23 protein-coding genes are annotated in these 24357 nt (G+C 71.7%); 14 read left to right on the forward strand and 9 right to left on the reverse strand.

What is annotated here, in order from left to right; translation table 11 throughout:
* Positions 1-24: 24 nt before the first annotated feature.
* The 3 genes from OG736_RS13715 to OG736_RS13725 all read right to left on the reverse strand — a co-directional run bounded on the left by OG736_RS13715 (position 25) and on the right by OG736_RS13725 (position 3600).
* A complete protein-coding gene (locus OG736_RS13715) occupies positions 25-1086 on the reverse strand; it encodes an endonuclease/exonuclease/phosphatase family protein (RefSeq protein WP_327182683.1) in 1062 nt (353 codons plus the stop codon).
* 182 nt (positions 1087-1268) lie between these two features.
* Positions 1269-1919, reverse strand: a complete 651-nt coding sequence (locus tag OG736_RS13720; protein WP_442817031.1) for a TetR/AcrR family transcriptional regulator — start codon at positions 1917-1919, stop codon at positions 1269-1271.
* Positions 1920-2004: 85 nt separating this feature from the next.
* Positions 2005-3600 (reverse strand): MFS transporter, encoded by a 1596-nt coding sequence (locus OG736_RS13725; protein WP_327182684.1) that lies wholly within the window; start codon positions 3598-3600, stop codon positions 2005-2007.
* Positions 3601-3780: 180 nt separating this feature from the next.
* On the opposite strand from OG736_RS13725, the gene panB reads away from it, so the two are divergent.
* The 3 genes from panB to OG736_RS13740 all read left to right on the forward strand — a co-directional run bounded on the left by panB (position 3781) and on the right by OG736_RS13740 (position 6629).
* Entirely contained in the window at positions 3781-4647 is an 867-nt protein-coding gene (panB, locus tag OG736_RS13730) for a 3-methyl-2-oxobutanoate hydroxymethyltransferase (RefSeq protein WP_314224063.1), read from the forward strand.
* Between the two features lie 141 nt (positions 4648-4788).
* Entirely contained in the window at positions 4789-5814 is a 1026-nt protein-coding gene (locus OG736_RS13735; RefSeq protein WP_327182685.1) for an ATP-binding cassette domain-containing protein, read from the forward strand.
* Entirely contained in the window at positions 5811-6629 is an 819-nt protein-coding gene (locus OG736_RS13740) for an ABC transporter permease (protein WP_327182686.1), read from the forward strand. Before OG736_RS13735 ends, OG736_RS13740 begins: the two co-directional genes overlap by 4 nt.
* 82 nt (positions 6630-6711) lie before the next feature.
* Here OG736_RS13740 and OG736_RS13745 read toward each other — a convergent pair whose 3' ends face one another.
* Positions 6712-10326: an AfsR/SARP family transcriptional regulator gene (locus OG736_RS13745; RefSeq protein WP_327182687.1), complete on the reverse strand. Its 3615-nt coding sequence runs from the start codon at positions 10324-10326 to the stop codon at positions 6712-6714.
* A gap of 172 nt (positions 10327-10498) precedes the next feature.
* Here OG736_RS13745 and OG736_RS13750 point away from each other — a divergent pair, with 172 nt between their 5' ends.
* The gene (locus OG736_RS13750) at positions 10499-11299 is read left to right on the forward strand and encodes a site-2 protease family protein (RefSeq protein WP_327182688.1); all 801 of its coding nucleotides are present in this window, start codon (positions 10499-10501) and stop codon (positions 11297-11299) included.
* On the opposite strand, the gene OG736_RS13755 is transcribed toward OG736_RS13750, so the two are convergent.
* Positions 11289-11534: a hypothetical protein gene (locus OG736_RS13755; protein WP_327182689.1), complete on the reverse strand. Its 246-nt coding sequence runs from the start codon at positions 11532-11534 to the stop codon at positions 11289-11291. The two genes, OG736_RS13750 and OG736_RS13755, sit on opposite strands and share 11 nt — an antisense overlap.
* 62 nt (positions 11535-11596) lie before the next feature.
* Positions 11597-12325: an NADPH-dependent F420 reductase gene (gene npdG / locus OG736_RS13760; RefSeq protein ID WP_314224069.1), complete on the reverse strand. Its 729-nt coding sequence runs from the start codon at positions 12323-12325 to the stop codon at positions 11597-11599.
* Between the two features lie 103 nt (positions 12326-12428).
* Here npdG and OG736_RS13765 point away from each other — a divergent pair, with 103 nt between their 5' ends.
* Together OG736_RS13765 and OG736_RS13770 are read left to right on the forward strand one after the other, a co-directional pair.
* Positions 12429-13025: a hypothetical protein gene (locus tag OG736_RS13765; protein WP_327182690.1), complete on the forward strand. Its 597-nt coding sequence runs from the start codon at positions 12429-12431 to the stop codon at positions 13023-13025.
* Positions 13026-13127: 102 nt separating this feature from the next.
* Positions 13128-14453 (forward strand): MFS transporter, encoded by a 1326-nt coding sequence (locus OG736_RS13770; protein ID WP_327182691.1) that lies wholly within the window; start codon positions 13128-13130, stop codon positions 14451-14453.
* A gap of 37 nt (positions 14454-14490) precedes the next feature.
* Here OG736_RS13770 and OG736_RS13775 read toward each other — a convergent pair whose 3' ends face one another.
* Positions 14491-14724, reverse strand: coding sequence for a hypothetical protein (locus OG736_RS13775; protein ID WP_327182692.1), 234 nt, complete (start codon positions 14722-14724; stop codon positions 14491-14493).
* Between the two features lie 57 nt (positions 14725-14781).
* Here OG736_RS13775 and map point away from each other — a divergent pair, with 57 nt between their 5' ends.
* Both map and OG736_RS13785 read left to right on the forward strand, forming a co-directional pair.
* Positions 14782-15639 (forward strand): type I methionyl aminopeptidase, encoded by an 858-nt coding sequence (gene map, locus OG736_RS13780; RefSeq protein ID WP_327182693.1) that lies wholly within the window; start codon positions 14782-14784, stop codon positions 15637-15639.
* A gap of 113 nt (positions 15640-15752) precedes the next feature.
* Entirely contained in the window at positions 15753-16400 is a 648-nt protein-coding gene (locus tag OG736_RS13785) for a biliverdin-producing heme oxygenase (protein ID WP_327182694.1), read from the forward strand.
* Between the two features lie 72 nt (positions 16401-16472).
* On the opposite strand, the gene OG736_RS13790 is transcribed toward OG736_RS13785, so the two are convergent.
* Positions 16473-16697: a hypothetical protein gene (locus OG736_RS13790; protein ID WP_327182695.1), complete on the reverse strand. Its 225-nt coding sequence runs from the start codon at positions 16695-16697 to the stop codon at positions 16473-16475.
* 123 nt (positions 16698-16820) lie between these two features.
* On the reverse strand, positions 16821-17465 hold the full coding sequence (locus tag OG736_RS13795) for a PhzF family phenazine biosynthesis protein (protein WP_327182696.1): 645 nt from the start codon (positions 17463-17465) through the stop codon (positions 16821-16823).
* A 79-nt stretch (positions 17466-17544) separates the two neighbouring features.
* Here OG736_RS13795 and OG736_RS13800 point away from each other — a divergent pair, with 79 nt between their 5' ends.
* From OG736_RS13800 to OG736_RS13825, 6 genes are all read left to right on the forward strand, one after another.
* Positions 17545-18657: a FecCD family ABC transporter permease gene (locus tag OG736_RS13800; protein ID WP_327182697.1), complete on the forward strand. Its 1113-nt coding sequence runs from the start codon at positions 17545-17547 to the stop codon at positions 18655-18657.
* A 419-nt stretch (positions 18658-19076) separates the two neighbouring features.
* Positions 19077-19895, forward strand: a complete 819-nt coding sequence (locus OG736_RS13805; RefSeq protein ID WP_327182698.1) for a heme ABC transporter ATP-binding protein — start codon at positions 19077-19079, stop codon at positions 19893-19895.
* 188 nt (positions 19896-20083) lie between these two features.
* Entirely contained in the window at positions 20084-21223 is a 1140-nt protein-coding gene (gene efeO / locus OG736_RS13810) for an iron uptake system protein EfeO (RefSeq protein WP_020126789.1), read from the forward strand.
* A gap of 15 nt (positions 21224-21238) precedes the next feature.
* Entirely contained in the window at positions 21239-22495 is a 1257-nt protein-coding gene (efeB, locus tag OG736_RS13815; RefSeq protein ID WP_327182699.1) for an iron uptake transporter deferrochelatase/peroxidase subunit, read from the forward strand.
* Positions 22496-22498: 3 nt separating this feature from the next.
* Positions 22499-23392: an iron uptake transporter permease EfeU gene (gene efeU / locus OG736_RS13820; protein WP_327182700.1), complete on the forward strand. Its 894-nt coding sequence runs from the start codon at positions 22499-22501 to the stop codon at positions 23390-23392.
* Complete coding sequence (locus OG736_RS13825) at positions 23331-24356, forward strand: SCO2278 family lipoprotein (protein ID WP_327182701.1); 1026 nt, start codon at positions 23331-23333, stop codon at positions 24354-24356. The genes efeU and OG736_RS13825 overlap by 62 nt, the downstream gene beginning before the upstream one ends.
* The last annotated feature ends 1 nt before the right edge of the window (position 24357 follow it).

Here is a 24357-nt window from a genome sequence, read left to right on the forward strand (position 1 = left end):
CTATTCCAGCGAGCGACCCCCTGGTCAAGGTGTGGTGACCTTCACACGCGCCGCCACCGGCAGATGGTCGCTGCTTGTCTGCGGCAGCGTCCAGGAGGTGACCGGCTCCACGCCCTTCACCATGATCTGGTCGATCCGCGCCATCGGGAACGACGCGGGCCAGCTGAAGCCGAAGCCGCTGCCCGCCGCGCCCTGCGTGGAGCGCATCTGGGAGGTCACGGCGTTGAGCGAGCGGTCGTTCATGGTGCCGTTGAGGTCGCCGAGCAGGACCACCCGGGTCAGCCTCTCGTCGGCGATCGCCTCGCCCAGCGCGTCCGCGCTCTTGTCGCGCTGGCGGGCGGTGAACCCGGCCTGGAGCTTCACCCGCACCGACGGCAGGTGGGCGACGTAGACGGCGACCTGTCCTTCCGGCGTCGTGACCGTCGCCCGCATCGCGCGCGTCCACCCCAGCTTGATGTCGACCGGCTTCACCGCGCTCAGCGGGTACCTGCTCCACAGGCCGACCGTGCCCTGCACCGAGTGGTACTTGTACGTCGCCACCAGCGCCTTCTCGTACACCGGCACCGCCGCGGCGGTCAGCTCCTCCAGGGCCAGCACATCGGCCTCGGACGCGGCCACGTCACGGGCGGTGCCGGCCGGGTCCGGGTTGTCGGCGTTGACGTTGTGGGTGGCGACGGTGAGGTCGCCGCCGCTGCCGGTCCGGTCGACGAGGAGCCCGCCGAAGAGGTTCAGCCAGACCACGGCCGGGAGGACGACGGCGATCAGCGCGATCGCCGACTTGCGCACCAGCGCCAGCACCAGCAGCACCGGCACGAACAGGCCGATCCAGGGCAGGAACGTCTCCGTCAGACTGCCGAGGTTGCCGTAGCGGTTGGGGATGCGCGAATGCAGCCCCATCACCAGGGAGAACGCCAGCGCGAACCCGGTGAGGACCAGACCCCGCCGCCAGATGCCCGGATCACCTCGCCAGCCCGCGCCGATCCGGCCGAACAGGGTGCCGATCAGGCGCCGGAGCCGAACTCCCCGAGGCTCGGGACCCGAGCCTCCGTTGTCGTCCGTCTCCGTCATGTACGCCTGCTGCGCCATACCGTCGCCTCACTGCCTGCCTTGCACACCGTCCGTTCCCCCGGGTACGACCCTAGGGGATGATCGGCTTTGATCTCGCCGTCCTGTGACGGCCGTACGGGCACGAGGACGACCGGCGTGGCCCTACGGGTTCCGGTCCCGGGCGACAGGGCCCGGTCTGTGACGAAACGCGCACATTGGGGCTACCGCGGCGAGGAACTGACGGGGCGTAGCCCGGCGAGCAGCGTGTCGACGATGCGCGCGGGGAGGTCGTCGGGGAGATCGGCGTCGGGGCGCATGATCGCGCGGACGAGCATGGGGCCCACGAAGATGTCGTTCACGAGTTCCACATCCAGGTCGGCGCGCAGTTCGCCGTTCTCCTGACCCCGGCGCAGGACCTCGACGGCCATCCTGCGCCGGGGTTCTATCGCCGTGTTGTGGTAGGCCGCCCAGATCTTCGGGCTGCTCTTCATCTGGGCGTGGACGTTGTGCAGGATCGCCGAGGAGCGGTTGGCGAGACCCCGCCGCCGCAGCGCCTCGAGGAGCACGACCAGGTCGTCGCGCATGGAGGTGCCGGGGAGTTCGGGGTCCTGCGGTTCGGCGGCGCGCAGCACGTCGACGAAGAGTTCCTCCTTGCCGCTCCACCGGCGGTAGATGGCGGCCTTGCCGACGCCGGCGGTACGGGCGATGCGCTCGATGGAGATCTCGGCGAGCGAGACACCGTCCTCCAGCAGCTTCATCGTGCCCTCGAGGATGGCCCGTTCGACCGCCTCGCTGCGGGGCCGCCCCCGGACGGGCTGCTCCCCGCTCACGCCGGTCTCCGTGACGGTGGTCCCCCTGTCGGCGAGGCTCACGTGTTCGATCCTTTCGTCGCAGTGCGGGAATTGTCGCCCGGAGGACGGTGGGGCGGCGACTCCCGGCCGCCCCGGCCACCACCCTCTAAGGCTTCGTCCGCACCAACTCCCCCTCCTCCGTCGCGTCCTCCGTCGCGGGCTTCGGCCTGCCCGGCAGGAACACGGCCACCACGACCGCGCCCACGGCAGCGACCCCGGCCCCGCACAGGGCGGTGATGTGCATGGCGTGCAGGAAGGCGTCGTTGGCGGGGGTGACCAGCACCTTGCCCTGGTCGCCGAGTTTCGCGGCGATCCCGAGCGTCGCCTCGATGGACTCACCCGCGGTGTCGCGCAGGGCCGCCGGCAGCGTGCCGAGGTGACCCTCGATGCCGCTGCGGTACGACGCCGACAGCACCGAGCCGAGCACGGCGATGCCGAGCGCGCCGCCGAGTTGGCGGAAGGTGTTGCTGAGCGCGGAGGCGGAGCCGGCCTTCTCCCGGGGCAGCGCCTGCATGATGACCACGCTGGTGGGGGTCATGACGTGGGCCATTCCGGTGCCCATGAAGAAGAAGACGATCTCCAGGAGCCAGATCGGGGTGTCGGCGTCCAGCGTGGCGAAGGCGACCAGGGTCGCCGCGAGGACGACCATCGCCCCGGTGGTCGTGGCCCGGACCCCGAAGCGGTCGACGACCAGCCGGGCGCGCGGCGCGAAGATCAGCTGGGCGGCGGCCAGCGGCAGCAGGAGCAGACCTGACTGCAGCGGGGAGTAGCCGCGCACGCTCTGGGTGTAGAAGACCGAGAAGAAGGTGACGCCCATCAGCGCGAAGAAGACCAGCGTGATGACGGCCATCGCGGCCGAGAACACCTTGTTCTTGAAGTAGTCCATGTCGACGGACGGATGGTCGCTGCGCTTCTCGTACACCACGAACGCGACGAGAACGAGCAGGCCGGCCGCTATGGTCGCCAGCACGGTCGGGTCCGTGAAGTCGGCCAGTTCGCCGCCCTTGATGATGCCGTAGACGAGCAGGACCAGGCCGACGACCGACAGGACGACGCCGACGAGGTCGACGCGACCGGGGTTCGGGTCACGCGACTCGGGCACCAGCCACAGCATCAGCCCGACCGCGATCAGCACGATCGGCACGTTGATGAGGAAGACCGAGCCCCACCAGAAGTGGTCGAGGAGCAGACCGCCGGTGATGGGGCCGATGGCGATCGCGAGCCCGACACCGCCCGCCCAGATGCCGATCGCCTTGGGCTGCTCCTCGCGCTCGAAGACGTTCATCAGGACGGCGAGGGTGGCAGGCATCACGAAGGCGGCGCCGACGGCCATCAGCGCACGGAACGCGATGAGCTGGGCCGGCGAGCCGGACTCCGCGGCGAGCGCGGAGCCGATCCCGAAGACGGCGAGCCCGCCGAGCAGGACCTTCTTGCGGCCCATCCGGTCACCGAGGAGACCGGCGGTGAACAGCAGTCCCGCGAAGACGAGCGTGTAGGAGTTGATCGCCCACTCCAGCTCGCTCTGGGTGGCGCCGAGGCCGGTCGGGGCGGGTGTCGAGATCGTCTTGATCGCGACGTTCAGGATCGAGTTGTCGAGCACCACGATCAGCAGGCTCAGCATCAGGACACCGAGGATCGCCCAACGACGCCGGTGCACCGCTTCCGGTATCCGCGGAGCGGTGGGGACGGCAGGAGTAGTCATGGCGTCGAGCGTAGGGCACTTCCGATACGAGACCGTCTCGTATCGATTCCTCTTACCGTTTTTCTTACTGAGGCTTTACCCACAGGGGGCGCTCTGGCCCTCCCTGGCACGAAGTGCCACCATGGGTGGTGGTCCGGGGACGCCGTGAGGGCGCCTCGAGATGACGAAGGAGCCGTTGCAATGACGCAGCTTTCGGCTGCCCACACGAATGCCCCCGACGGCAGCAAGGCGCTGTACGGAGGCAAGGGCACACGCCGTATCACTGTTCGCGACATCGGCCTCGCCAAGGAGCGCGGCGAGAAGTGGCCCATGCTCACCGCCTACGACGCGATGACCGCCTCGGTCTTCGACGAGGCCGGGATCCCGGTGATGCTGGTGGGCGACTCGGCGGGCAACTGCCATCTGGGGTACGAGACGACCGTGCCCGTCACCCTCGACGAGATGACCATGCTGTCGGCGGCGGTCGTACGGGGCACCAGCCGTGCGCTGATCGTCGGCGACCTGCCGTTCGGCTCCTACCAGGAGGGACCGGTGCAGGCGCTGCGCTCGGCGACCCGTCTGGTGAAGGAGGCCGGGGTCGGGGCCGTGAAGCTGGAGGGCGGGGAGCGCTCGCACCGCCAGATCGAGCTCCTCGTCGAGTCCGGCATCCCGGTCATGGCGCACATCGGCCTGACCCCGCAGTCCGTGAACGCGATGGGCTACCGCGTGCAGGGACGCGGCGAGGAGGCGGCCCAGCAGCTGCTGCGGGACGCGAAGGCCGTGCAGGACGCGGGCGCGTTCGCGGTGGTGCTGGAGCTGGTTCCGGCCGAGCTGGCCGCCGAGGTCACCCGGGTGCTGCACATCCCGACCGTCGGCATCGGCGCGGGGCCGGAGACGGACGCCCAGGTACTGGTGTGGACCGACATGCTCGGGCTGACCGGAGGCCGGGTGCCGAAGTTCGTCAAGCAGTACGCGAACCTGCGTGAGGTCATGGGCGACGCGGCGAAGGCCTTCGCCGAGGACGTCGTCGGCGGAACGTTCCCGCTGGACGAACACAGCGTCCACTGAGCCATTTCCGCACCACCGCAGCCCGCCGATCTTCCCCCGTCGGCGGGCTGCGCTCTTTTGCGCCGGTGACTGTCGGGAGGATGTCGGTGCTGTCGGCGTCCTGTCGGTGGTTTGTCGGTGGAGGTCGGCAGAGTTCCTGTCATGACGCGAATCGACAAGAACCCCAGTGGCGCGGGCAGCGCTGTGACCGTTCGGGGGTTGGTCAAGCACTACGGCGAGACCAAGGCACTGGACGGCGTCGATCTGGATGTACGGGCCGGAACCGTGATGGGGGTCCTCGGACCGAACGGCGCCGGGAAGACGACCCTCGTGCGGATCCTGTCCACCCTGCTGGCCGCCGACAGCGGGCAGGCGACCGTCGCCGGCTACGACGTCGCACGCCAGCCCCGGCAGCTGCGCCGGGTGATCGGGCTCACCGGGCAGTACGCCTCCGTGGACGAGAAGCTCCCCGGGTGGGAGAACCTGTACCTCATAGGGCGGCTCCTCGACCTGCCCCGCAAGGAGGCCCGGATCCGGGCCGACGAGCTGCTGGAGCGGTTCTCGCTGACGGACGCCGCCAAGCGGCCCGCGAGCACGTACTCCGGCGGTATGCGGCGCCGGCTCGACCTCGCCGCGTCGATGATCGGCCGGCCGCAGGTGCTGTTCCTGGACGAGCCGACCACCGGGCTCGACCCGCGCACCCGCAACGAGGTGTGGACCGAGGTCAAGGCGATGGTCGGGGACGGGGTCACCGTGCTCCTGACCACCCAGTACATGGAGGAGGCCGAGCAGCTCGCCTCCGAGCTGACCGTCGTCGACCGGGGCAAGGTCATCGCCGGCGGCGGCATCGAGGAGCTGAAGGCCCGCGTCGGCGGTCGGACGCTGCGGGTACGGCCCGCCGACCCGCTTCAGCTGCGGCCGCTGGCGAGCTGGCTCGACGAGCTCGGCATCACCGGGCTCGCCACCACCGTCGTGGACGCCGAGCGCGGTTCCGTCCTGGTGCCGGTGCTCAGCGACGAGCAGCTGACCGCCGTGATCGGCGCGGTCAGCGCGCGCGGCATCACGCTCACCTCCCTCACCACCGAACTGCCCAGCCTGGACGAGGTCTTCCTGTCCCTCACCGGCCACCGGGCGAGTGCCCCGCAGGACGCCCAGCCCACCGAGACCCGCGAGGAGGTCGCCGTATGAGCGCGGCCACGATCGACATCAGCACGACAGGCGACGCGCGCATCCCGTTGCGCAGCCACCTCCGGCACACCGGTGCGCTGATCCGCCGCAACCTGCTGTGGATCCGGCAGGACCCGGAGTCGATGTTCGACGCGGTCCTCTTCCCGGTGATCTTCACCCTGCTGTTCGTGTACGTCTTCGGCGGCTCGATCGGGCAGTCGTTGGGCGGCGGGCAGGAGGCGTACGTGCAGTACGTCATTCCCGGGCTGCTGGCCATGATGGGGATGAACATGGCGCAGGGCGTGGGCACCGGCTTCAACACGGACTTCAACTCCGGGGTCATGGACCGCTTCCGGTCGCTGCCCATCGGACGGGGCTCGGTGCTCTTCGCCAAGATCGTCGTAGAGCTGATGCGCATGCTGGTCGCGTGCGTGATCCTCGTGGTGGTGGCCGTGCTGGTGGGCTTCGACATCACCAACTGGCCCGGCCTGTTCGCCGCCGTGGGGCTGGCCACGGTGTTCGGCTCGGCGCTGATGTGGGTGTTCCTCACCCTCGGCGTGATGATGAAGAGCGCGCAGTCCGTGCAGGCGATGGGCTTCCTGGTGCTGATGCCGCTCCAGTTCGGCTCGTCGATCTTCGCCCCCACCCAGTCGATGCCGGGCTGGCTCCAGAACTTCACCGAGTACAACCCGCTGTCCTCGCTCGCGGACGCGGCGCGCGGACTGATGGTGGGCGGGCCGGTCGCGCACGGCCTGTGGGTGACGCTGGCCTGGTCGATCGGGCTCACCGCGGTGATGGCGCCGGTCGCGATCCACAAGTTCCGCACGAAGACCTGAGCCGGCCGCCGGACGGGTCACGTCGGGACGCGGCGATACGCGCCGGGACGCGGCAGGACGCGCCGGGACGCATCAGGCCGATTCACACCAGGGCGGTGGCCTCCTCGTAGGAGAGGCCACCGCCCTCAGCGTACGCGCTCTCGAACTCCGCGTCGCCGAGCACACCGCGCGCCCGGGCCATGGCCAGGTCGCGCGCCACGCGCTCCACCCGCGGGGGTACGTGGCGCGGCGGCAGCAGGGTGTCGGCGGAGCCCAGGCAGCGGGCGGCGTCCGCGGCGCGGCTGCCGCCGTCCACGCCGACGAGGGCGGTCGCGGCGATGAAGAGATAGAAGGAACGCATCTGCGGGGCGATGGCCACGGACAGCGGATCCGTGGCCCGTTCCAGTGCTGCCCGGATGCCGGTCAGGGCCTGCGCGGACCGGCCGTCGACCGCGTCCAGCCAGGCCTCCGCGCCCAGGATGAAGGAGTGGAAGACCGCGAAGTGGCCGAAGTCGAACTCCTCCCGCAGCAGGTTCAGTTGCTCGCGGGCTTCGGTGCGGCGGCCGGTGGCGGCCAGCCAGCCGGCCAGGAAGAGGCGGGCGATGTGCATGGCCTCGTTGACCGCGCGCTCCTCGCCGGCGATCACCTCGCGCAGCACGCGTTCGCCCCGCTCCTCGTCGCCTGCCTCCAGCAGCGCGCTGCCCAGCCGGGCGGCGAGGACCGCGGACTGGGAGCGGGCGCCGAGCCGTTCGGCCTGCTCGATGGCGCCCTCGTAGTCGGCTGCGGCCTCGAGGTACGCGCCCAGGCGTTCGTGCGCCTCGGCACGGGCCGAGAGTGCCTCGGCGGTGCCCCAGGCGTCGCCCAGGCGCTGGAAGATCTCCAGGGCCTCGGCCGCGTCGCGGAACGCGCTCCCGGCCCAGTCGGCGCGGTTGGCGAGGATGTTGGCACGCAGCTGGAGGCAGGAGGCCAGCTCCCACTCGTAGCCGGGCGTCCGACGGCAGGTGTCGACGTTGGCGTCGATGATGGCGCGGATGCGGTCCGGGGCGCCGGTCATCATCACGGCGAAGAACCAGAGCAGGCCGGGGGCGCGGCAGGTCTGCGGCAGGCCGGGCTCGTAGGTCTCGGCGATCAGCCGCAGCTTGGCCTGCGACGTCGAGGTCTGCCAGGCCTCCATCTCGGTGTCCATACAGGCCAGATGGGCCAGATGGACCCCGCGCCGGGCCTCCGCGAGGACCTCGCCGGTCATCGGCGGCGGGGCGTCGATGCAGGACTTCCACACCGGCGCGGCCGGGCGCAGCGGTTCGGCGAACGGGTCGGGGCTCAGGGCCATGGCCTCGACGCACCAGGTGCGGGCCTCGATGCGCAGATCGCGCATCTGCCAGTACCAGACGAGCGACAGGGTCAGGCAGAGCGCCTCCTGCTCGTCCCGGGCCGCGACGGCGCGGCCCAGCGCGGTGCGCAGGTTCTCGTACTCCAGCTGGAAGCGGTCGATGGCGTCCCGCTGCCCGGGGCCGCGCAGCAACGGCTCGGTGGTGCGGGCGAGTTCGCGGTAGTACGTCAGGTGCGCCCGCTCGGCCGCCGCCCGCCGCCCCGACTCGTCCAGCCGCTCGCCCGCGTACTCGGCGACGGTCTCCAGCAGCCGGTAGCGCATGTCACCCCGGGGATCCGGAGCGGCGACGACCAGCGACTTGTCGACCAGCGAGGCGAGCAGCTCGAGCGCGGAGCGGGCCCCGAGAGGCTCGCTCGCGTCCCGGAGGCCGGGAGAACCACCCGAGGCAAGGGGGCCACGGGCGCCGCGTTCGTCACGGGAGTCACGCCCGTCACGGAAGTCGTGCCGCTCGCCGGAGCCGTGCCCCTCGAAGGGATCGGGAGAACCACCCGAGGCAAGGGGTGCGCCGGAACCGCTCGCGCCCTGGCTGTCGTAACCCTCACAGGCGCCGTGCCCCTCGTGGAGGTCAGGGATCGGCGGGCCGCACACCGCCTCGACGGCGGCGAGGTCGCAGCCTCGGGCGAAGACCGAAAGGCGGGCCAGGACGTCGCGTTCGTCCTCGTCGAGCAGGTCCCAGGACCAGTCGACGACGGCCCGCAGGGTCTGCTGGCGGGGCAGGACGGTCCGGCTGCCGGAGGTCAGGAGGCGGAAGCGGTCGTCGAGCCGGTCGGCGATCTGGCGGGGCGTCAGCATCCGCAGCCGGGCGGCGGCGAGCTCGATGGCGAGCGGCAGGCCGTCGAGCCGACGGCAGATCTCCGCACAGGCCGCCGCGGTGTCGTCGTCGGCGTCGGGCCGGAATCCGGGGCGGGCGGCCGCGCCCCGGTCGGCGAGCAGCCGCAGCGCCACCCGCTCCGGCAGCGGAGCCAGTGGGCGCAGCACCTCCCCGGGCACACCGAGCGGCTCACGGCTGGTCGCCAGCACCGTCACCTCGGGGCAGCGCGCCAGCAGCTCCTCGACGAGCCGGGCGGCGGCCTCGACCACGTGCTCGCAGTTGTCGAGGACGATCAGCATGCGGCGGCGGGCGCAGTGCTCGACCAGACGCTCCAGGGGGTCGTCGTGGCGCTCGGCGGCGACCCGCATCTCCTCGGCGCCGGCGCCGTACAGCACGGTCTCGCGGGCTCCCACGGCGGTGAGGACGGCCTGCGGCACGGCGTCCGGGTCGGCGACGGGCGCGAGTTCGGCCAGCCAGACGCCGTCGCGAGCGGTGTCCCGTACGGTCTCGGCGGTCTCCTGCGACAGCCGGGTCTTGCCGGCCCCGCCGGGCCCGAGCAGGGTGACGAGCCGCGCGCTCGCGAGGTCCCCCCGGATGGCGGCGATGTCGGCCTCCCGGCCGACGAAGGAGGTGAGGCGGGCACGGAGGTTGCCGAGGGGTGGGGGCGGCAGGGCGGGGGACGCCGGTGCGGGCGCCCCGCTCGGGCCCGCGGGCCCGACGGGACGGGACGGTTTCCGGGCGCCTCCCGGAGCGCCGAGACCTCTCGGTTCGCCGGGGCTCACCGGATCGCCGGGGGCGAGCAGCTCCGTGTGCAGGGCGCGCAGTTCGGGGCCGGGGTCGGTACCGAGGCGGTCCGCCAGCAGCCGGCGGACCTCGTCGTACGCGGCCAGCGCCTGAGCGGTGCGGCCCGCCTCGCGCAGGGCGCGCAGCCGCAGGGCCTGGAGGGGCTCGTCGAGCGGGTGGGCGTCGCACAGGGCGGTGAGTTCGGGCAGCGAACGCTCGGCCTGGCCGAGGGCGATCGCGGCGGTGTGCCGGGCGCGCACCGCGTCGAGGCGGCGGGCCTCCCAGCGGGCCGCCTCGACGGCGCGGTCGGGCAGGTCGGCGAGGGCCGGCCCCTGCCACAGGGCGAGGGCGTCGTCGAGGACGACGGCCGCCTTGGCGGGGTCGCCGTCGGCGAGCGCGCGGACGCCGTCGGCGGTCAGCCGCTCGAAGCGGTGCAGGTCGACGTCGTCCGGTGCGGCGGCCAGCCGGTAGCCGCCCTCGGCGGAGTCGATCACGCCCGCCCCGAGGGCCCGGCGCAGCCGGCCGACCAGCGCCTGGAGCGCACCCGGCGCGTCGGCGGGCGGGTCACCGGCCCACACCTCCTCCACCAGCATCCCGGCGGGAACGCTCCGGCCGGCCCGCAGCGCCAGCACGGCCAGCAGGGCGCGCAGCCGCGCTCCGCCGACGGCGACGGGGACGCCGTCCGGACGGAGTGCCTGGGTGGTGCCGAGGATGCGGTAGCGCACGGGGTCCATTCTCTCCGGTGGGATCGACGTCGGTCACGGGGTTCCGGCGGGGTGGCGCGCGCCGGGTGCCCGTACGTTGCGTGTCCCAGGAACCGAGGGTCGGCCACGAGACGTTTCCCGGTTTGCCCGGGCCGGGTACGGTCGGGCAGTTCCACACACGCGTACGAGCTCAGGGGGCCCCATGACCACCGCCACCACCCGCAGTGCCGAGCGGCGGATCAGTCCCGTCTTCCTCGGGATCCTGGCCGTGACGGCGGTCACCGGCTGGGCGACCTGGACAGGCTTCGCCGAGCAGCCGGGCGTGGCGGTGTTCCTGTTCGTGACGGCCGCCTGGATCGTGTCCCTGTGTCTGCACGAGTACGCACACGCGCGTACCGCCCTGCACAGCGGTGACATCTCGGTCGGCGCGAAGGGGTATCTCACGCTCAACCCGCTGAAGTACACCCACGCCCTGCTCAGTGTGGTGCTGCCGGTGCTGTTCGTGATCATGGGCGGGATCGGTCTGCCGGGCGGTGCGGTCTTCATCGAGCGCGCGCGGATCCGGGGGCGGTGGCGGCACAGTCTGATCTCTGCGGCCGGTCCGCTGACGAACGTGCTGTTCGCGGTGGTGTGCACGGCGCCGTTCTGGCTGGACGCGCTGGACGGCGTGCCGGCCGACTTCCGGTTCGCGCTCGCCTTCCTCGCCCTGCTCCAGGTCACGGCGGCGATCCTGAACTTCCTTCCGGTACCCGGTCTGGACGGCTACGGGGTCATCGAGCCCTGGCTGTCGTACGACGTCAAGCGCCAGGTGGAGCCGTTCGCGCCGTTCGGGCTGCTGTTCGTGTTCGCGCTGCTGTGGGTGCCGGCCGTCAACGGCGTCTTCTTCGACATGGTCGACGCGGTGCTGCGCGCTCTCGGGATCGGCGACGTCGAGACGTACTGCGGTCAGTCGCTGTACCGCTTCTGGAAGGACGCGAACGAGTTCTGCGCGGTCAGCCGCTGACGTCGGCCCCCGCGGCCCTGCGCAGCTTGTCCCGCCTCACGTAGTACCAGGTCATGTTGGAGGACAGGCCCGCGAGCAGCACCCACACGATGCCCAGCAGGCTGCCCTGGACGAAGGAGACGACCGCCGCGGCCACGGCGAGTACGCAGACGACGAGGGTGTAGAGGGCGAGTCGCCGGGTCGGGCCGGGTGGGGGAAGTCGCCGGGCCGGGCCGGGCGGGGGAAGGGGGGACATGGGTCCGGTTTCTCCTGTCGGGGGACACTGCTGGGCTGCTCCGACCAGTGTCCCCCATGCGCTCACACGTCCGTGACGCGCAGCCCGGCGTGGGCCTTGTAGCGGCGGTTGACGGAGATCAGGTTGGCGACCAGGGACTCCACCTGGTGGGCGTTGCGCAGCCGCCCGGCGAAGACACCCCGCATGCCGGGGATCCGGCCGGCCAGCGCCTGGACGAGTTCCACGTCGGCGCGCTCCTCGCCCAGCACCATCACGTCGGTGTCGATCTCGTCGATCTCCGGGTCCTGGAGGAGGACCGCCGAGAGGTGATGGAAGGCGGCGGCGACCCGGGAGTCCGGCAGCAGGGCGGCGGCCTGCTCGGCGGCGCTGCCCTCCTCCGGCTTCAGCGCGTAGGCGCCCTTCTTGTCGAAGCCGAGCGGGTTGACGCAGTCGACGACCAGCTTGCCGGCCAGCTCCTCGCGCAGGGACTCCAGGGTCTTGCCGTGGCCGTCCCACGGTACGGCGACGATCACGATGTCGCTGCGGCGCGCGGTCTCGGCGTTGTCGGCGCCCTCGACACCGTGTCCGAGCTCGTCGGCGGCGGCCCGGGCACGGTCGGCGGCACGCGAACCGATGATCACCTTCTGGCCGGCCTTGGCGAGCCGGTAGGCGAGACCCTTGCCCTGCGGGCCGGTCCCACCGAGCACGCCGACGACCAGTCCGGAGACGTCGGGGAGGTCCCACGGGTCCTTGGCGGGGGCCTTCGCCGGGGCGGCCGCGGCGGCGTTGTGTGCACTGTCGGTAGAGGTCATGGGCCGACTTTACGTGGGCGTGCCGAGCGGCCCTTCGTCATGTCGGGTGAACGAGGGGCGAACCCCGGGCGGGCGGCGGCCGGTTGCGGCACGATGCGGCCGCATGGACGCCGTGAGGGTCGCACTGCTGCGTGAGGTGCTCGCCGGGACCGCGTGGCTGGGGGCCACCCGGAGGTTCGCCGGGGTGCTACGCGGGTCGGTCGTGTCGCACGGGGGCGGGCTGCTGCTGGTGGGCACGGCGGCGTACGAGCCCTGGCATCTCGCGGCGCATCTGGTGGACGAGGCCGCGTGGTCGGGTACGCCGGAGCTGGCGCCGACCCTCGTACGGCATGACGCGCGTCCTTCCGACCCTGCGCATCTCGCGGTCGGCCTGGGCCGGATCGAGGCGGCCCGGCGGGGCGAGACGCTGCTGGTGGCGTCGCCGTCGGGAGACGCGCCGCTCCTCGAGCGGGTGTCGGACGCCCGGCGGGCCGGCGTCATGATCCTGGCCCTCGGCCCGGGCGAGGAGGAGCTGACGGCCCTGGCCCACGAGGCGCTGGCCGTGCCGGACGGCTCCGAGCTGGACCTGGACACCGTGCAGCATCTGGTGAGCGCGGCCGCCGGCGAGACGCTGCCCCCGACGAGAGGACGCCGGCGCTTCGCCGACCGGCTCTCCCACCTCGCCGAACGCCTCACGGCACCGCCCCCTCCCCCTTGGTGACTGCCCACCCACCTGCCCACCCCCGCCGGCCCACGGTCCGCCCGCAGGGCTCCCCGAAAAGCAGTTGCCCCTCGCTCCGCTCCCGCCCGAGCATGACCCCTCGTGACCGACGACGATGTCCCCGCCGCAGCGCCTGCCGCTCCCTCCGGTCTGCGTGCGCTGCTCCCCGATCTCGCCCCCTGGCGGGCCTCGCGGGACTTTCGGCGGCTGTGGGTCTCGGGCACGGTGTCGAACTTCGGGAGCTTCCTCACCTTCGTGGCGCTGCCGGTGCAGTTGAAGGAGCTGACCGGATCGGCCGCGGCGGTGGGGGCGATCGGGGCCGTGGAGCTGGTGCCACTCGTGGTGTTCGGCCTGTACGGCGGGGCCCTCGCGGACGCCTGGGACAAGCGCAAGCTCATCGTGTGGACGGAGGCCGGGCAAGGGCTGCTCAGCGCGGTGCTGCTGGTCAACGCGCTGATGCCGGGGCCGGCGGTGTGGCCGTTGTACCTCGTCGCCGCGCTCTCCTCCGCCCTCGTCTCCGTCCAGCGGCCCGCGCTGGACTCGCTGTGGCCGCGGATCGTCGCCCATGAGCATCTGCCGGCGGCGACCGCGCTGAACTCGCTGCGGTGGACCGTGGGCGGGGTCGCGGGACCGGCCCTCGCCGGTGTCGTCGTCGCGTACGCGGGCCTCGGCTGGGCCTACGCCGCCGACCTGCTCACCTTCGTCGTCTCGGTCGCCCTGGTGGTCCGCATCGCCGCCTCCCCCGCCGCCCGCGAAGCGGCCGGGCCCTCCCTCAAGGCCATCGCCGAGGGCGCCCGGTACGCCTGGGGCCGCAAGGAGCTCCTCGGCACGTACGCCGTCGACCTCGCGGCGATGTTCCTCGCCATGCCGCTGGCCGTGCTGCCGTTCCTCGCCGACGATCTGGACGCCGAGTGGTCGCTGGGTCTGATGTACGCGTCGGTGCCGGCGGGGGCCCTGCTGGTGAGCCTGACCAGCGGCTGGACCTCACGGGTGCACCGGCACGGGCGGATGGTGGTGCTGTCGGCCGCGCTGTGGGGCGGGGCGATCGCCGCCGCCGGACTCGCCGGGAACATCTGGCTGGTGCTGCTCTGCCTCGCCCTCGCGGGCGGCTTCGACATGGTCAGCGGCATCTTCCGCGGGGTCATGTGGAACCAGACGATCCCGGACGAGCTGCGCGGGCGGCTCGCCGGGATCGAGTTGCTGTCCTACTCCGTGGGGCCGACGGTCGGCCAGGTGCGCAGCGGCGGTCTGGCGGCCTGGCTGGGGGTGCGGACGTCCGTCTGGTCGGGCGGGGTGCTGTGCGTGGGCGCGGTGGGGCTGCTGGCGCTGTGCCTGCCGGGACTGATGACGTACGACGTGCGCACGAACGAACACGCCGCGCGGCTGCGCGACGAGCGGTCGGCAGCCGCACCGGCGCTCGACGTGTGATCGGCCGGGTGATCGGTCGTGTGATCAGATCGGGTGATCAGTCGTCGTCGGTGGCGCCGGCCGCCGGGGCGTCGTGCCACTTGGGGTCGTTCTCCCACTGGAGGTTGCGCTCGCGGGCGGTCTGCATCGCGTGCTCGGCCTCCGCGCGGTTGGCGTACGGGCCGAATCGGTCCTTGGCCGGGCACTCCGGCCCCTCCTCGACCTTCTTGTGCTCCAGGCAGTAGTACCACTCGCCCGGCTTGCCGGCGGTCGACTTCTTGAACAGGGGCATGACGGCTCCTTTCGCCATCGACATGTTCCCCCATGGCCGCTCGTTAGACTCACTGGCATGTCTGGCCAGTCGCTGCTCGTCCCCGGGGAGCTGTCCCCCATCCGTTCGGTGCCCGGAAACATCCGCCGCCCCGAGTACGTCGGCAAGCCCGCGCCGACGCCGTACACCGGGCCGGAGGTGCAGACGCCCGAGACCATCGAGGCGATGCGCCGGGCCGGCCGGATCGCCGCGCAGGCGATGGCGGAGGCCTCGAAGCTGATCTCGCCGGGGGTCACCACCGACGAACTGGACCGGGTGGCGCACGAGTACATGTGCGACCACGGCGCCTATCCGTCGACGCTGGGCTACCGCGGCTTCCCCAAGTCCCTGTGCACGAGTGTCAACGAGGTCATCTGTCACGGCATCCCGGACTCGACGGTCCTGCGAGACGGCGACATCGTCAACCTGGACGTGACGGCGTACATCGGCGGGGTGCACGGCGACAACAACGCCACGTACCTGGTCGGGGACGTCGACGAGGAGTCACGGCTGCTGGTGGAGCGGACCAGGGAGTCCCTCGAGCGGGCGATCAAGGCGGTCCGGCCCGGCCGGCAGATCAACATCATCGGGCGGGTCATCGAGTCGTACGCCAAGCGGTTCGGGTACGGCGTGGTGCGGGACTTCACGGGGCACGGGATCAACTCGTCGTTCCACTCCGGGCTGATCATCCCGCACTACGACAGCCCGCACGCGACGACCGTCATCCAGCCCGGGATGACGTTCACGATCGAGCCGATGCTGACCCTCGGCACCCACGAGTACGACATGTGGGACGACGGCTGGACGGTGCTGACCAAGGACCGCAAGCGGACGGCCCAGTTCGAGCACACCCTGGTGGTGACCGAGACGGGCGCGGAGATCCTCACGCTGCCGTGACGCGACCGAAGGCCCGCTCCCTGCTGGGGGCGGGTCTTTTCTTGTACGCTTTTACCGACAAGGCGTCGGCAAACCCATTGACTTAGGTAAGCCTTACCTTAAAGGATGTGGGCATGGACTCGTTCTCGACACTCATCCGCACGGCCTCCCACGAGCAGCACGTGGAGGCCGAGACCTCGACGTTCATGAGTGACCTCCTCGGCGGCAGGCTCGGCGTCGAGGCGTACGCGCGCTACACCGAGCAGCTCTGGTTCGTCTACGAGGCACTGGAGGCCGGCGCCGAGCGGCTGGCCTCGGACCCGGCGGCCGGACCCTTCATCCGGCCCGAGCTGTTCCGGCTGCCGGCGCTGGAGCGGGATCTCGCGCATCTGCGGGGCGCCGGATGGCGGTCGGGTGCGTCGGCCCTGCCGGCGACCGAGGCGTACGCGGCGCGGGTGCGGGAGTGTGCCGAGCGCTGGCCCGCCGGGTACATCGCCCACCACTACACGCGCTACCTGGGCGATCTCTCCGGCGGGCAGATCATCCGCGACAAGGCGGAGCGGACCTGGGGCTTCGAGCGCAAGGGCGACGGCGTCCGCTTCTACGTCTTCGAGGAGATCGGCAACCCGGCGGCCTTCAAGCGGGGTTACCGGGAACTGCTGGACGGGGTGCGCGCGGACGACCTGGAGAAGCAGCGGATCGTGAGCGAGTGCAAGCGCGCCTTCGCGCTGAACACCGACGTCTTCCGGGCCCTGGGCGAGGAGTTCTCGCTCTCGGCGTGAACCGGCTTCGCGGCGGACGGAGACGGAGCGGGCCCCCTCGCCGCAGTCACGGCGAGGGGGCCCGGCGCCTGATCAGAAACGGTCGCAGTGCTTGCCGGCCCAGAAGATGTCGGCCGAGGAGGTGTCGACCGCGCCGATGTACGGGCTGCAGACACCCTCGTCCCCGCCGAAGTGGTGGTGCTCGCGAGACTCCTCGTGGTGCTGGCGGGGACCCTCGTCGGCGGTGGCGGTCGTCGCGCCGGTGGCGGCGAGGGCGATACCCAGGACGGTTGCGGCCAGAACTGAACGGATACGCATGGCGTTCCTCTCACGGGGCTCAGTGGTCACGCCCAGAGGTCCCCGTTCGTCTTCTCGCACACACGCCAGACCACCCGTACGGCCGTGTAAAAGTACGCGGACGCCCGCGACCGGCCCTAGGGTTCAGCGCTCCAGGAACACCCGCCCGCCGATCTCCACCCACCCGTACGGCTGCGGGGCCGTCAGGATCTGGGAGCCCGCGCCCTGGGTGATGTTCAGGGCACGGCCGAGCCGTTCGGTGAGCAGCAGCGCCGGCGCGCCCGTCGCCTCGATCTCGTCGACGCCGTCACCGCGGCCGGGGAAGCCTCGGGCGCGGATCCGGCCGGCCGGCTCGTCCTCCCAGGCCCAGGCGTAGATCCAGTCGCCGGCCGGCGGCACGGGCAGGTCGTCGACCTCGGCGGCGGTGGCGTAACGGTGGAACACGCACGGCGGGGCCCACTCCGCGCGCGCCTCGATCCAGGTGAACTCGCCGTCCAGGCGGGTGCCCACGGCGCCGGCCGGCGTGACGAGTTCGGGCACGTCGAGCAGCCAGGCGACGCCCACGCACGAGTGGTCCGCGAAGGACAGGCGCCGGGTGGGCGTGTAGACGTCGATGATCCCGCGCTCGGGGTCGTCGACGAACACCGTCTCGCCGAAGCCGAGTTTCGCCGCGAGGTCCTGTCGGTCCTCGCGGTCCGGCAGCACCGAACCTTCGCGGACCACGCCCAGTTCATTGCCGTAGCCGCCGTTCGGCGCGCAGAAGGCGCGGAGCACGTCGTAATCAGTCACCGGGGAATTGAAGCACCGTCGGCCGGCCGGGACGGCCGAGCCATGGCGTGAGAAGGTTAGGCTAACCTAAGCTTCGGCCATGACCGTCCTGGACAAGCCCGCCGACACCGGCGGCTCCGCCGAGACCGCCGAGACCGCCCTCGCTCCCCGGGCCGGCCGGACGCGACACGGCACCGTCTGGCTGCTGACCACCGGGCTGGTCCTGGCCCTTCTGGTGCTCGTGCCGGTGGCCGGCGGGCTCGGCGCCTATCCGGTCCCGGTCGGGGACGTGCTCTCCTCCGTGCAGCACCGAACCGGCCTCGGGGGCCACGAGTTGGACCGGGTCGCGGAGTCGGTGCTGTGGAACGTACGGTTCCCGCGCATCGTGCTCGCGCTGCTCGTCGGCGCCTCGCTCGGGTGCGCGGGCGCGCTGATGCAGGGCGTGTTCGGCAACCCCCTCGCCGAGCCGGGCGTCATCGGGATCTCCTCCGGCGCGGCGGTCGGCGCGGTCGCCTCGATCGCGTTCGGCCTGAACTTCCTCGGCAACTGGACGGTGTCGGCCTTCGCGTTCACCGCCGGGCTCGGCACGGTCCTGCTGGTGTACGTGATGTCACGCTCCGGCGGCCGCACCGAGGTGGTGACGCTGATCCTCACCGGCATCGCCGTGAACGCCTTCGCGGGCGCGCTGATCGGGCTGTGCCTCTTCTTCGCGGACACGGCGGCGATCCAGCAGATCACCTTCTGGCAGCTCGGCTCGCTGTCCCAGGCGACCTGGCCGAAAGTGCTCGCCGTCCTGCCCTGTGCTGCGCTCGGGCTCGCGCTCGCGCCCCTGCACTCGCGCCGGCTGGACCTGCTGGCGCTCGGCGAGCGGCCGGCCCGGCATCTGGGCGTGGACGTCGAGCGGCTGCGGATCGTGCTGATCCTGGTGGTGGCGTTGCTGACGGCGGCCGCGGTGAGCGTGTCCGGGATCATCAGCTTCGTCGGGCTGGTGGTCCCGCATCTGCTGCGCATGGCGGCGGGGCCGGGGCACCGGTTTCTGGTGCCGGGGAGTGCGTTGCTGGGGGCGGTGGTGTTGCTTGCGGCGGATCTCGCGGCCCGCACGGTCGCCGTGCCGGCGGAGCTTCCGCTCGGTGTCCTGACGGCCCTGCTCGGGAGTCCGTTCTTCTTCTGGCTGTTGCGCAGGACGCGGCGCCGTCAAGGGGGTTGGGCTTGATGCCCACCCGTCCGCTGCCTGGCTCCGCCGCCCCGGGGCCCCCTGTCGTCGAGCGGGTGCGGGTCGGTCTGCGGACGGCCGCGCAGTTCCCCGCGCCCCCGGGGGGCGGGCGGGCCGCGCCCCGGCCGGCCGCCCCCGGCCCATCCGCGGGTCGCAGCCGCTTGTCCCTCCGGGGTGCGCGGATGCGCCGTCGGAGGGCTGCCGTCCTGCGCCTGCCGGTCGGCTGTGGTCGGTCGCGCAGTTCCCCGCGCCCCTGGAGGGCGGGCTGCACCCTGCCCTCCCCCGGCCACCGGCCATCCGTCATCCAGTCCTCAGCCCCTCAGCTCCCAGCCGTCAAGCGTCAGCGCAGCGCAAGTTCAAGCAATCGTCCGCCGGGCCGGCCGCTCGGCGGGCTTCGTTGGTTTTTGGAGGATTCGTTCATGAGGCTTCTTCGTCGTCGGGTTTCGGCCCCCGAGGGTGTGGCGCCCGGGGATCTGCTTGCTGAGGTCGTGGGGCTTCATGTGCGGCTCGGGGGGCGGGAGGTGCTTCGGGGGGTGGGTGTCGAGGTACGGGCCGGCGAGGTGCTCGCGCTGGTCGGGCCCAACGGGGCCGGGAAGTCGACGCTGCTCGGTGCGCTGGCCGCCGATCTGCCGGCCGCGCGGGGGGTCGTGCGGATCCTGGGCCGTCCGGCCACGGAGTGGACCGCACCGGAGCTGGCCCTGCGGCGGGCCGTGCTGCCCCAGGCGGCGGCGCTCTCGTTTCCGTTCACCGTGGAGGAGGTCGTCCGGATGGGGCGCGCCCCGCACGCCTCCTCCCCCGCCGAGGACGAACGCACGGTCGCCGCGGCGATGGCCGCCACCGAGGTGAGCGGGTTCGCCGCGCGGCCCTTCTCCGCGCTGAGCGGCGGCGAGCGGGCCCGGGTCGCGCTGGCCCGGGTGCTGGCGCAGCGCGCGCCGCTGCTGCTGCTCGACGAGCCGACCGCCGCCCTGGACCTGAAACACCAGGAGCTGGTGTTGCGGCTGTGCCGGGAAAGGGCGCGCGAGGGGGACGCGGTGGTCGTGGTGCTGCACGATCTGGGGCTCGCCGCCGCCTACGCGCACCGGGTCGCGATCCTGTGCGCCGGACGGGTGGCGGCGGACGGTCCGCCGGCCGAGGTGTTCACCGAGCAGCTGCTTTCGGAGGTCTACGACCAGCCGGTCGAGGTGCTTCCGCACCCTCGGACCGGAGCCGTACTGGTGACCCCGAAGCGGAATCTTTGAATCTCCTTTGACCATCCCTTGGGGTCCAGTTTGAGTCACCGTGATCGGCTCGTGCTCATACGGTGTCTATGAGAGGTGAATCACTGCACGGGCGGGTATTACGCAGGTAAGCCTTGGATAAGTTAGGCGAGGCTCACCAACCCTGTGAGCCGCGTCACGCCCTTATTCAGCCATCGCTGGGAGCCCGAATGCGAGCCGCCAGACTGTCCGTCGTCACCGCCGTCACCGCCGTGACCGCACTGACCGCCGTCACCGGCTGCACCTCCAAGAGCGACGCGAAAGACGGTGACCGCGTCATCAGCGTGACCGCCACCGACGCCAAGTGCGTGACCTCCAAGAAGGAGATCTCCGCCGGACACGTCGAGCTCGCCATCGAGAACAAGGGTTCCAAGGTCACGGAGGTCTACATCCTCTTCCCCGACGACCGGATCGTCAGCGAGCGGGAGAACATCGGCCCCGGCACCAAGCAGCGGGTCACCGCCGAGGTGAAGGCCGGTGACTACCAGATCGCCTGCAAGCCCGGCATGAAGGGCACGGGCATCCGCCAGGACCTCAAGGTCACCGGTGGCTCGGTCGCCAAGCGTGACCCGCGCCTGGACAAGGCGGTCGCCGCCTACCGCGAGTACGCGCAGGAGCAGGCCGACGCCACGCTGCCGCTCGTCGCGACCTTCGTGAAGGCGGTCAAGGCCGGCGACCTCGAGGCGGCCAAGGCGGCCTACGCGCCGTCCCGTATCGGCTGGGAGCGCACCGAGCCGGTCGCGGAGTCCTTCGGCGACATCGACCCGAAGGTCGACGTCCGCGCGGACGGCCTGGAGGCCGGTCAGACCTGGACCGGCTGGCACCGGCTGGAGAAGGCCCTCTGGCAGGACAAGAAGATCACCGCCGCGGAGAAGACCCTCGCCGACCAGCTCACCACCGACCTGACCGACTGGCAGAAGCGGGTCGGCAAGGCCGAGATCACCCCGACCTCCATGGCCAACGGCGCCAAGGAGCTCCTCGACGAGGTCGCCACCGGCAAGGTCACCGGCGAGGAGGAGCGCTACTCGCACACCGACCTCGTCGACTTCAAGGCCAACGTCGAGGGCGCCCAGAAGTCCTACGAGCTGCTCAAGCCGGTCGCCAAGGAGAACGACGCGGCCCTGGTCACCGAGCTGGACAAGCAGTTCGCCGCGCTGAACACGCTGCTGGACAAGTACCGCCCGAACACGTCCTCGTACGCGTTCACCGCGTACGACAAGGTCGCCGCCGCCGACCGCAAGGAACTGTCCGACGCGGTCAACGCGCTCGCCGAGCCGCTGTCCAAGCTCGCCGCCGCCGTGGCGAAGTAACCGAGGGGCCAGGACATGACCGAGACCCAGGGCAGCGTGCCTTCCCGGCGGTCGCTGATCGGCTGGGGCGGTGCCGGGCTCGCGCTCGGCGCCGCCGCGGCCGGCGGCGCGGTCGCGATGACCCGCACCGGCGACGACGTCGATCCGGCGGCCGCCGAGGCGGGCGCCGCGGTCGGCTTCCACGGCGCGTACCAGGCGGGCATCGCCACGCCCGTGCAGGACCGGCTGCACTTCGCCGCGTTCGACGTGACGACCACGGACCGCGCCGAGTTCGTCCAGCTGCTGAAGGACTGGACGGAGGCGGCCCGCCGGATGACGGCCGGCAAGGCGGTCGGCGAGGGCGCCTTCGGCGGTCTCGCCGAGGCGCCGCCGGACGACACCGGCGAGGCCCTGGGCCTCAAGCCGTCCCGGCTGACCCTGACGGTCGGCTTCGGGCCGTCGCTGTTCAAGAAGCTCGGCCTCGCCGACCGGCGGCCCGACGCCCTCGTCGACCTGCCCACGTTCGCCGGGGACGCGCTCGACGCGGCCCGCAGCAACGGCGACCTGTGCATCCAGGCCTGCGCGGACGATCCGCAGGTCGCCGTGCACGCGATCCGCAACCTGGCCCGGCTCGGCATGGGCAAGGTCGTCATCCGCTGGTCGCAGCTCGGCTTCGGCAAGACCTCGTCCACGACGCCCGACGCACAGACCCCGCGCAACCTGATGGGGTTCAAGGACGGCACCCGCAACATCGCGGGCACCGAGACCGACCGGCTGAAGAAGTTCGTCTGGGTCGGCGAGAAGGACGTCGACGAGAACTCGGCCTGGATGGTGGGCGGTTCCTATCTCGTCGCCCGCCGGATCCGTATGCACATCGAGACCTGGGACCGCACCTCGCTCCAGGAGCAGGAGGACATCTTCGGCCGCGACAAGGGCGAGGGCGCTCCGGTCGGCAAGGCCAAGGAGCGCGACGAGCCGTTCCTCAAGGCGATGAAGCCCGACGCGCACGTACGGCTCGCGCACCCGGACTCCAACCACGGGGCGACGCTCCTGCGCCGCGGCTACTCCTTCACCGACGGCACCGACGGTCTGGGGCGGCTGGAGGCCGGTCTGTTCTTCCTCGCCTACCAGCGCGATGTGCGCGAGGGGTTCGTCCGTGTCCAGCGCAACCTCGCGTCCGACGCGCTCAACGAGTACATCCAGCACGTGGGTTCGGCCGTCTTCGCCGTCCCGCCGGGCGTCCGTGACAAGGACGACTGGTGGGGCCGGACGCTGTTCTCCAAGGAGGCGTAGCCCGTGTTCTCCAACTACCTGATCGGACTGCGCGAGGGCCTGGAGGCCAGCCTCGTCGTCTGCATCCTCATCGCCTACCTGGTGAAGACGGACCGCAGGGACGCCCTCAAGCCGATCTGGATCGGCATCGGTGTCGCGGTCGCGCTCGCGCTCGGCTTCGGCTGCGTCCTCGAATTCGGCTCCCAGGAACTGACGTTCCAGGCGCAGGAGGCGCTCGGCGGCTCCCTGTCGATCCTCGCGGTCGGCCTGGTGACCTGGATGGTCTTCTGGATGCGGCGCACCGCCCGGCATCTGAAGTCGGAGCTGCACGGCAAGCTGGACGCGGCCCTCGCGATGGGCACCGGCGCCCTGGTCGCCACCGCCTTCCTCGCGGTCGGCCGGGAGGGCCTGGAGACCGCCCTGTTCGTGTGGGCGTCGGTGCACGCGGCCGGCGACGGCACCCCGCGCCCGCTGATCGGCGTGGCCCTGGGCCTGGCGACCGCCGTCCTGCTGGGCTGGCTGTTCTACCGCGGGGCGCTGAAGATCAACCTCGCCAAGTTCTTCACCTGGACCGGCGGCATGCTCGTGGTCGTGGCCGCGGGCGTGCTGGCGTACGGCGTCCACGACCTCCAGGAGGCCGACCTGGTCCCGGGCCTGAACAGCCTGGCCTTCGACATCACCGGCACGCTCCCGCCGGACAGCTGGTACGGCACGCTGCTGAAGGGCGTGTTCAACTTCCAGCCCGATCCGACGGTCCTCCAGGTCACGGTGTGGCTGCTGTACCTGGTCCCGACGCTCGCGCTGTTCCTCGCCCCGGTAGGGTTCGCCTCCGGGAAGGGGAAGGTGAAGTCGCCTGATGAGCAGGGAACGCAGCCTGAGGACCGGGGTTCCGCGCAGTCGAAGGCTCCGCGCACGTGACCGGTACGCACTCGTAGCGGCGTCACTCACCGCCGTCTCGCTCACGGCGAGCGGCTGCGTGGTCGTCCACGGGGAGCTCGAGCTGCTCCCGGCCGCCACGAAAGCGGAAGCCGTGAAGGCGGTCGAGCAGTTCACGTCCGCCTACAACAAGGCCGACGCGGCGTACGACAGTTCCCTCGACGCCGACCACACCACCGGTGCCCTCGGGATCATCGACGAGGCGCGGCTGAAGGCGGGCCGCGTCAACAACCCGGACGGCAACCCGCAGCACACCCCGCTGGTGCTGTCGGACGTGAAGTACACGATCGTCGAGAAGGCGGGCTGGCCGCGCTGGTTCGTCGCCGACGCGAAGGGCAACAAGGGCGGCGACTCACGCTGGCTGATGGTGTTCAGCCGGGGCGAGCGGACGGAGCCGTGGCAGGCGACCTATCTGACGCTGGTGGCGCCGGGCTCGGTACCGGAGTTCAAGCAGGCGGGCAAGGACGGCCACGCCGAGGCCGTACCCGCCGACTCCGCCGAACTGGCCGTCGCTCCCGAGGACTTGAGCAAGGACTACGCGGCGTACCTGCAGAGCGGCAAGGGTGCCTTCGCGGACGGCGCGTACACCGATGCGCTGCGCTCGACCCGGGCGAAGAACGCCACCAAGCCGGGCCTGGCCACGCAGTACATCGACGAGCCGCTGACCGGTGGCGACTACGCGCCGCTGGCGCTGCGCACCGCGGACGGCGGGGCGCTGGTCTTCTTCACCACGCACCACTACATGAAGCAGACGGCCGCGGCGGGCGCCGCCGTGCCCACGCCGAACAAGAACGTGGCCGCGCTGACGACCGGCGAGATCAAGCAGTCCCTGACGATGGAGTTCGTCGCCAACGACGTCGCACTGGCCCCCGCGAAGGGCGCGGGGAACGGCAAGGTGTCGATGCTCAGCCGTCTGGAGGGCCTGACGGCGGCGAAGGGCGCGTAAG

The organism is Streptomyces sp. NBC_01334 (genome assembly GCF_035983595.1).
GTDB lineage: Bacteria > Actinomycetota > Actinomycetes > Streptomycetales > Streptomycetaceae > Streptomyces > Streptomyces coriariae.

Excerpts from the sequence above, each read along its gene's own strand:
- OG736_RS13750 (WP_327182688.1), top strand. The coding sequence starts at position 10,499 with ATGACCACCGCCACCACCCGCAGTGCCGAGCGGCGGATCAGTCCCGTC.
- map (WP_327182693.1), top strand. The coding sequence starts at position 14,782 with ATGTCTGGCCAGTCGCTGCTCGTCCCCGGGGAGCTGTCCCCCATCCGT.
- OG736_RS13800 (WP_327182697.1), top strand. The coding sequence starts at position 17,545 with ATGACCGTCCTGGACAAGCCCGCCGACACCGGCGGCTCCGCCGAGACC.
- OG736_RS13740 (WP_327182686.1), top strand. The coding sequence starts at position 5,811 with ATGAGCGCGGCCACGATCGACATCAGCACGACAGGCGACGCGCGCATC.
- npdG (WP_314224069.1), bottom strand. The coding sequence starts at position 12,325 with ATGACCTCTACCGACAGTGCACACAACGCCGCCGCGGCCGCCCCGGCG.
- OG736_RS13725 (WP_327182684.1), bottom strand. The coding sequence starts at position 3,600 with ATGACTACTCCTGCCGTCCCCACCGCTCCGCGGATACCGGAAGCGGTG.
- OG736_RS13825 (WP_327182701.1), top strand. The coding sequence starts at position 23,331 with ATGAGCAGGGAACGCAGCCTGAGGACCGGGGTTCCGCGCAGTCGAAGG.
- OG736_RS13755 (WP_327182689.1), bottom strand. The coding sequence starts at position 11,534 with ATGTCCCCCCTTCCCCCGCCCGGCCCGGCCCGGCGACTTCCCCCACCC.
- OG736_RS13735 (WP_327182685.1), top strand. The coding sequence starts at position 4,789 with ATGACGCGAATCGACAAGAACCCCAGTGGCGCGGGCAGCGCTGTGACC.
- OG736_RS13715 (WP_327182683.1), bottom strand. The coding sequence starts at position 1,086 with ATGGCGCAGCAGGCGTACATGACGGAGACGGACGACAACGGAGGCTCG.
- OG736_RS13765 (WP_327182690.1), top strand. The coding sequence starts at position 12,429 with ATGGACGCCGTGAGGGTCGCACTGCTGCGTGAGGTGCTCGCCGGGACC.
- efeB (WP_327182699.1), top strand. The coding sequence starts at position 21,239 with ATGACCGAGACCCAGGGCAGCGTGCCTTCCCGGCGGTCGCTGATCGGC.
- OG736_RS13775 (WP_327182692.1), bottom strand. The coding sequence starts at position 14,724 with ATGCCCCTGTTCAAGAAGTCGACCGCCGGCAAGCCGGGCGAGTGGTAC.
- efeO (WP_020126789.1), top strand. The coding sequence starts at position 20,084 with ATGCGAGCCGCCAGACTGTCCGTCGTCACCGCCGTCACCGCCGTGACC.
- OG736_RS13790 (WP_327182695.1), bottom strand. The coding sequence starts at position 16,697 with ATGCGTATCCGTTCAGTTCTGGCCGCAACCGTCCTGGGTATCGCCCTC.
- OG736_RS13745 (WP_327182687.1), bottom strand. The coding sequence starts at position 10,326 with ATGGACCCCGTGCGCTACCGCATCCTCGGCACCACCCAGGCACTCCGT.
- OG736_RS13805 (WP_327182698.1), top strand. The coding sequence starts at position 19,077 with ATGAGGCTTCTTCGTCGTCGGGTTTCGGCCCCCGAGGGTGTGGCGCCC.
- OG736_RS13785 (WP_327182694.1), top strand. The coding sequence starts at position 15,753 with ATGGACTCGTTCTCGACACTCATCCGCACGGCCTCCCACGAGCAGCAC.
- panB (WP_314224063.1), top strand. The coding sequence starts at position 3,781 with ATGACGCAGCTTTCGGCTGCCCACACGAATGCCCCCGACGGCAGCAAG.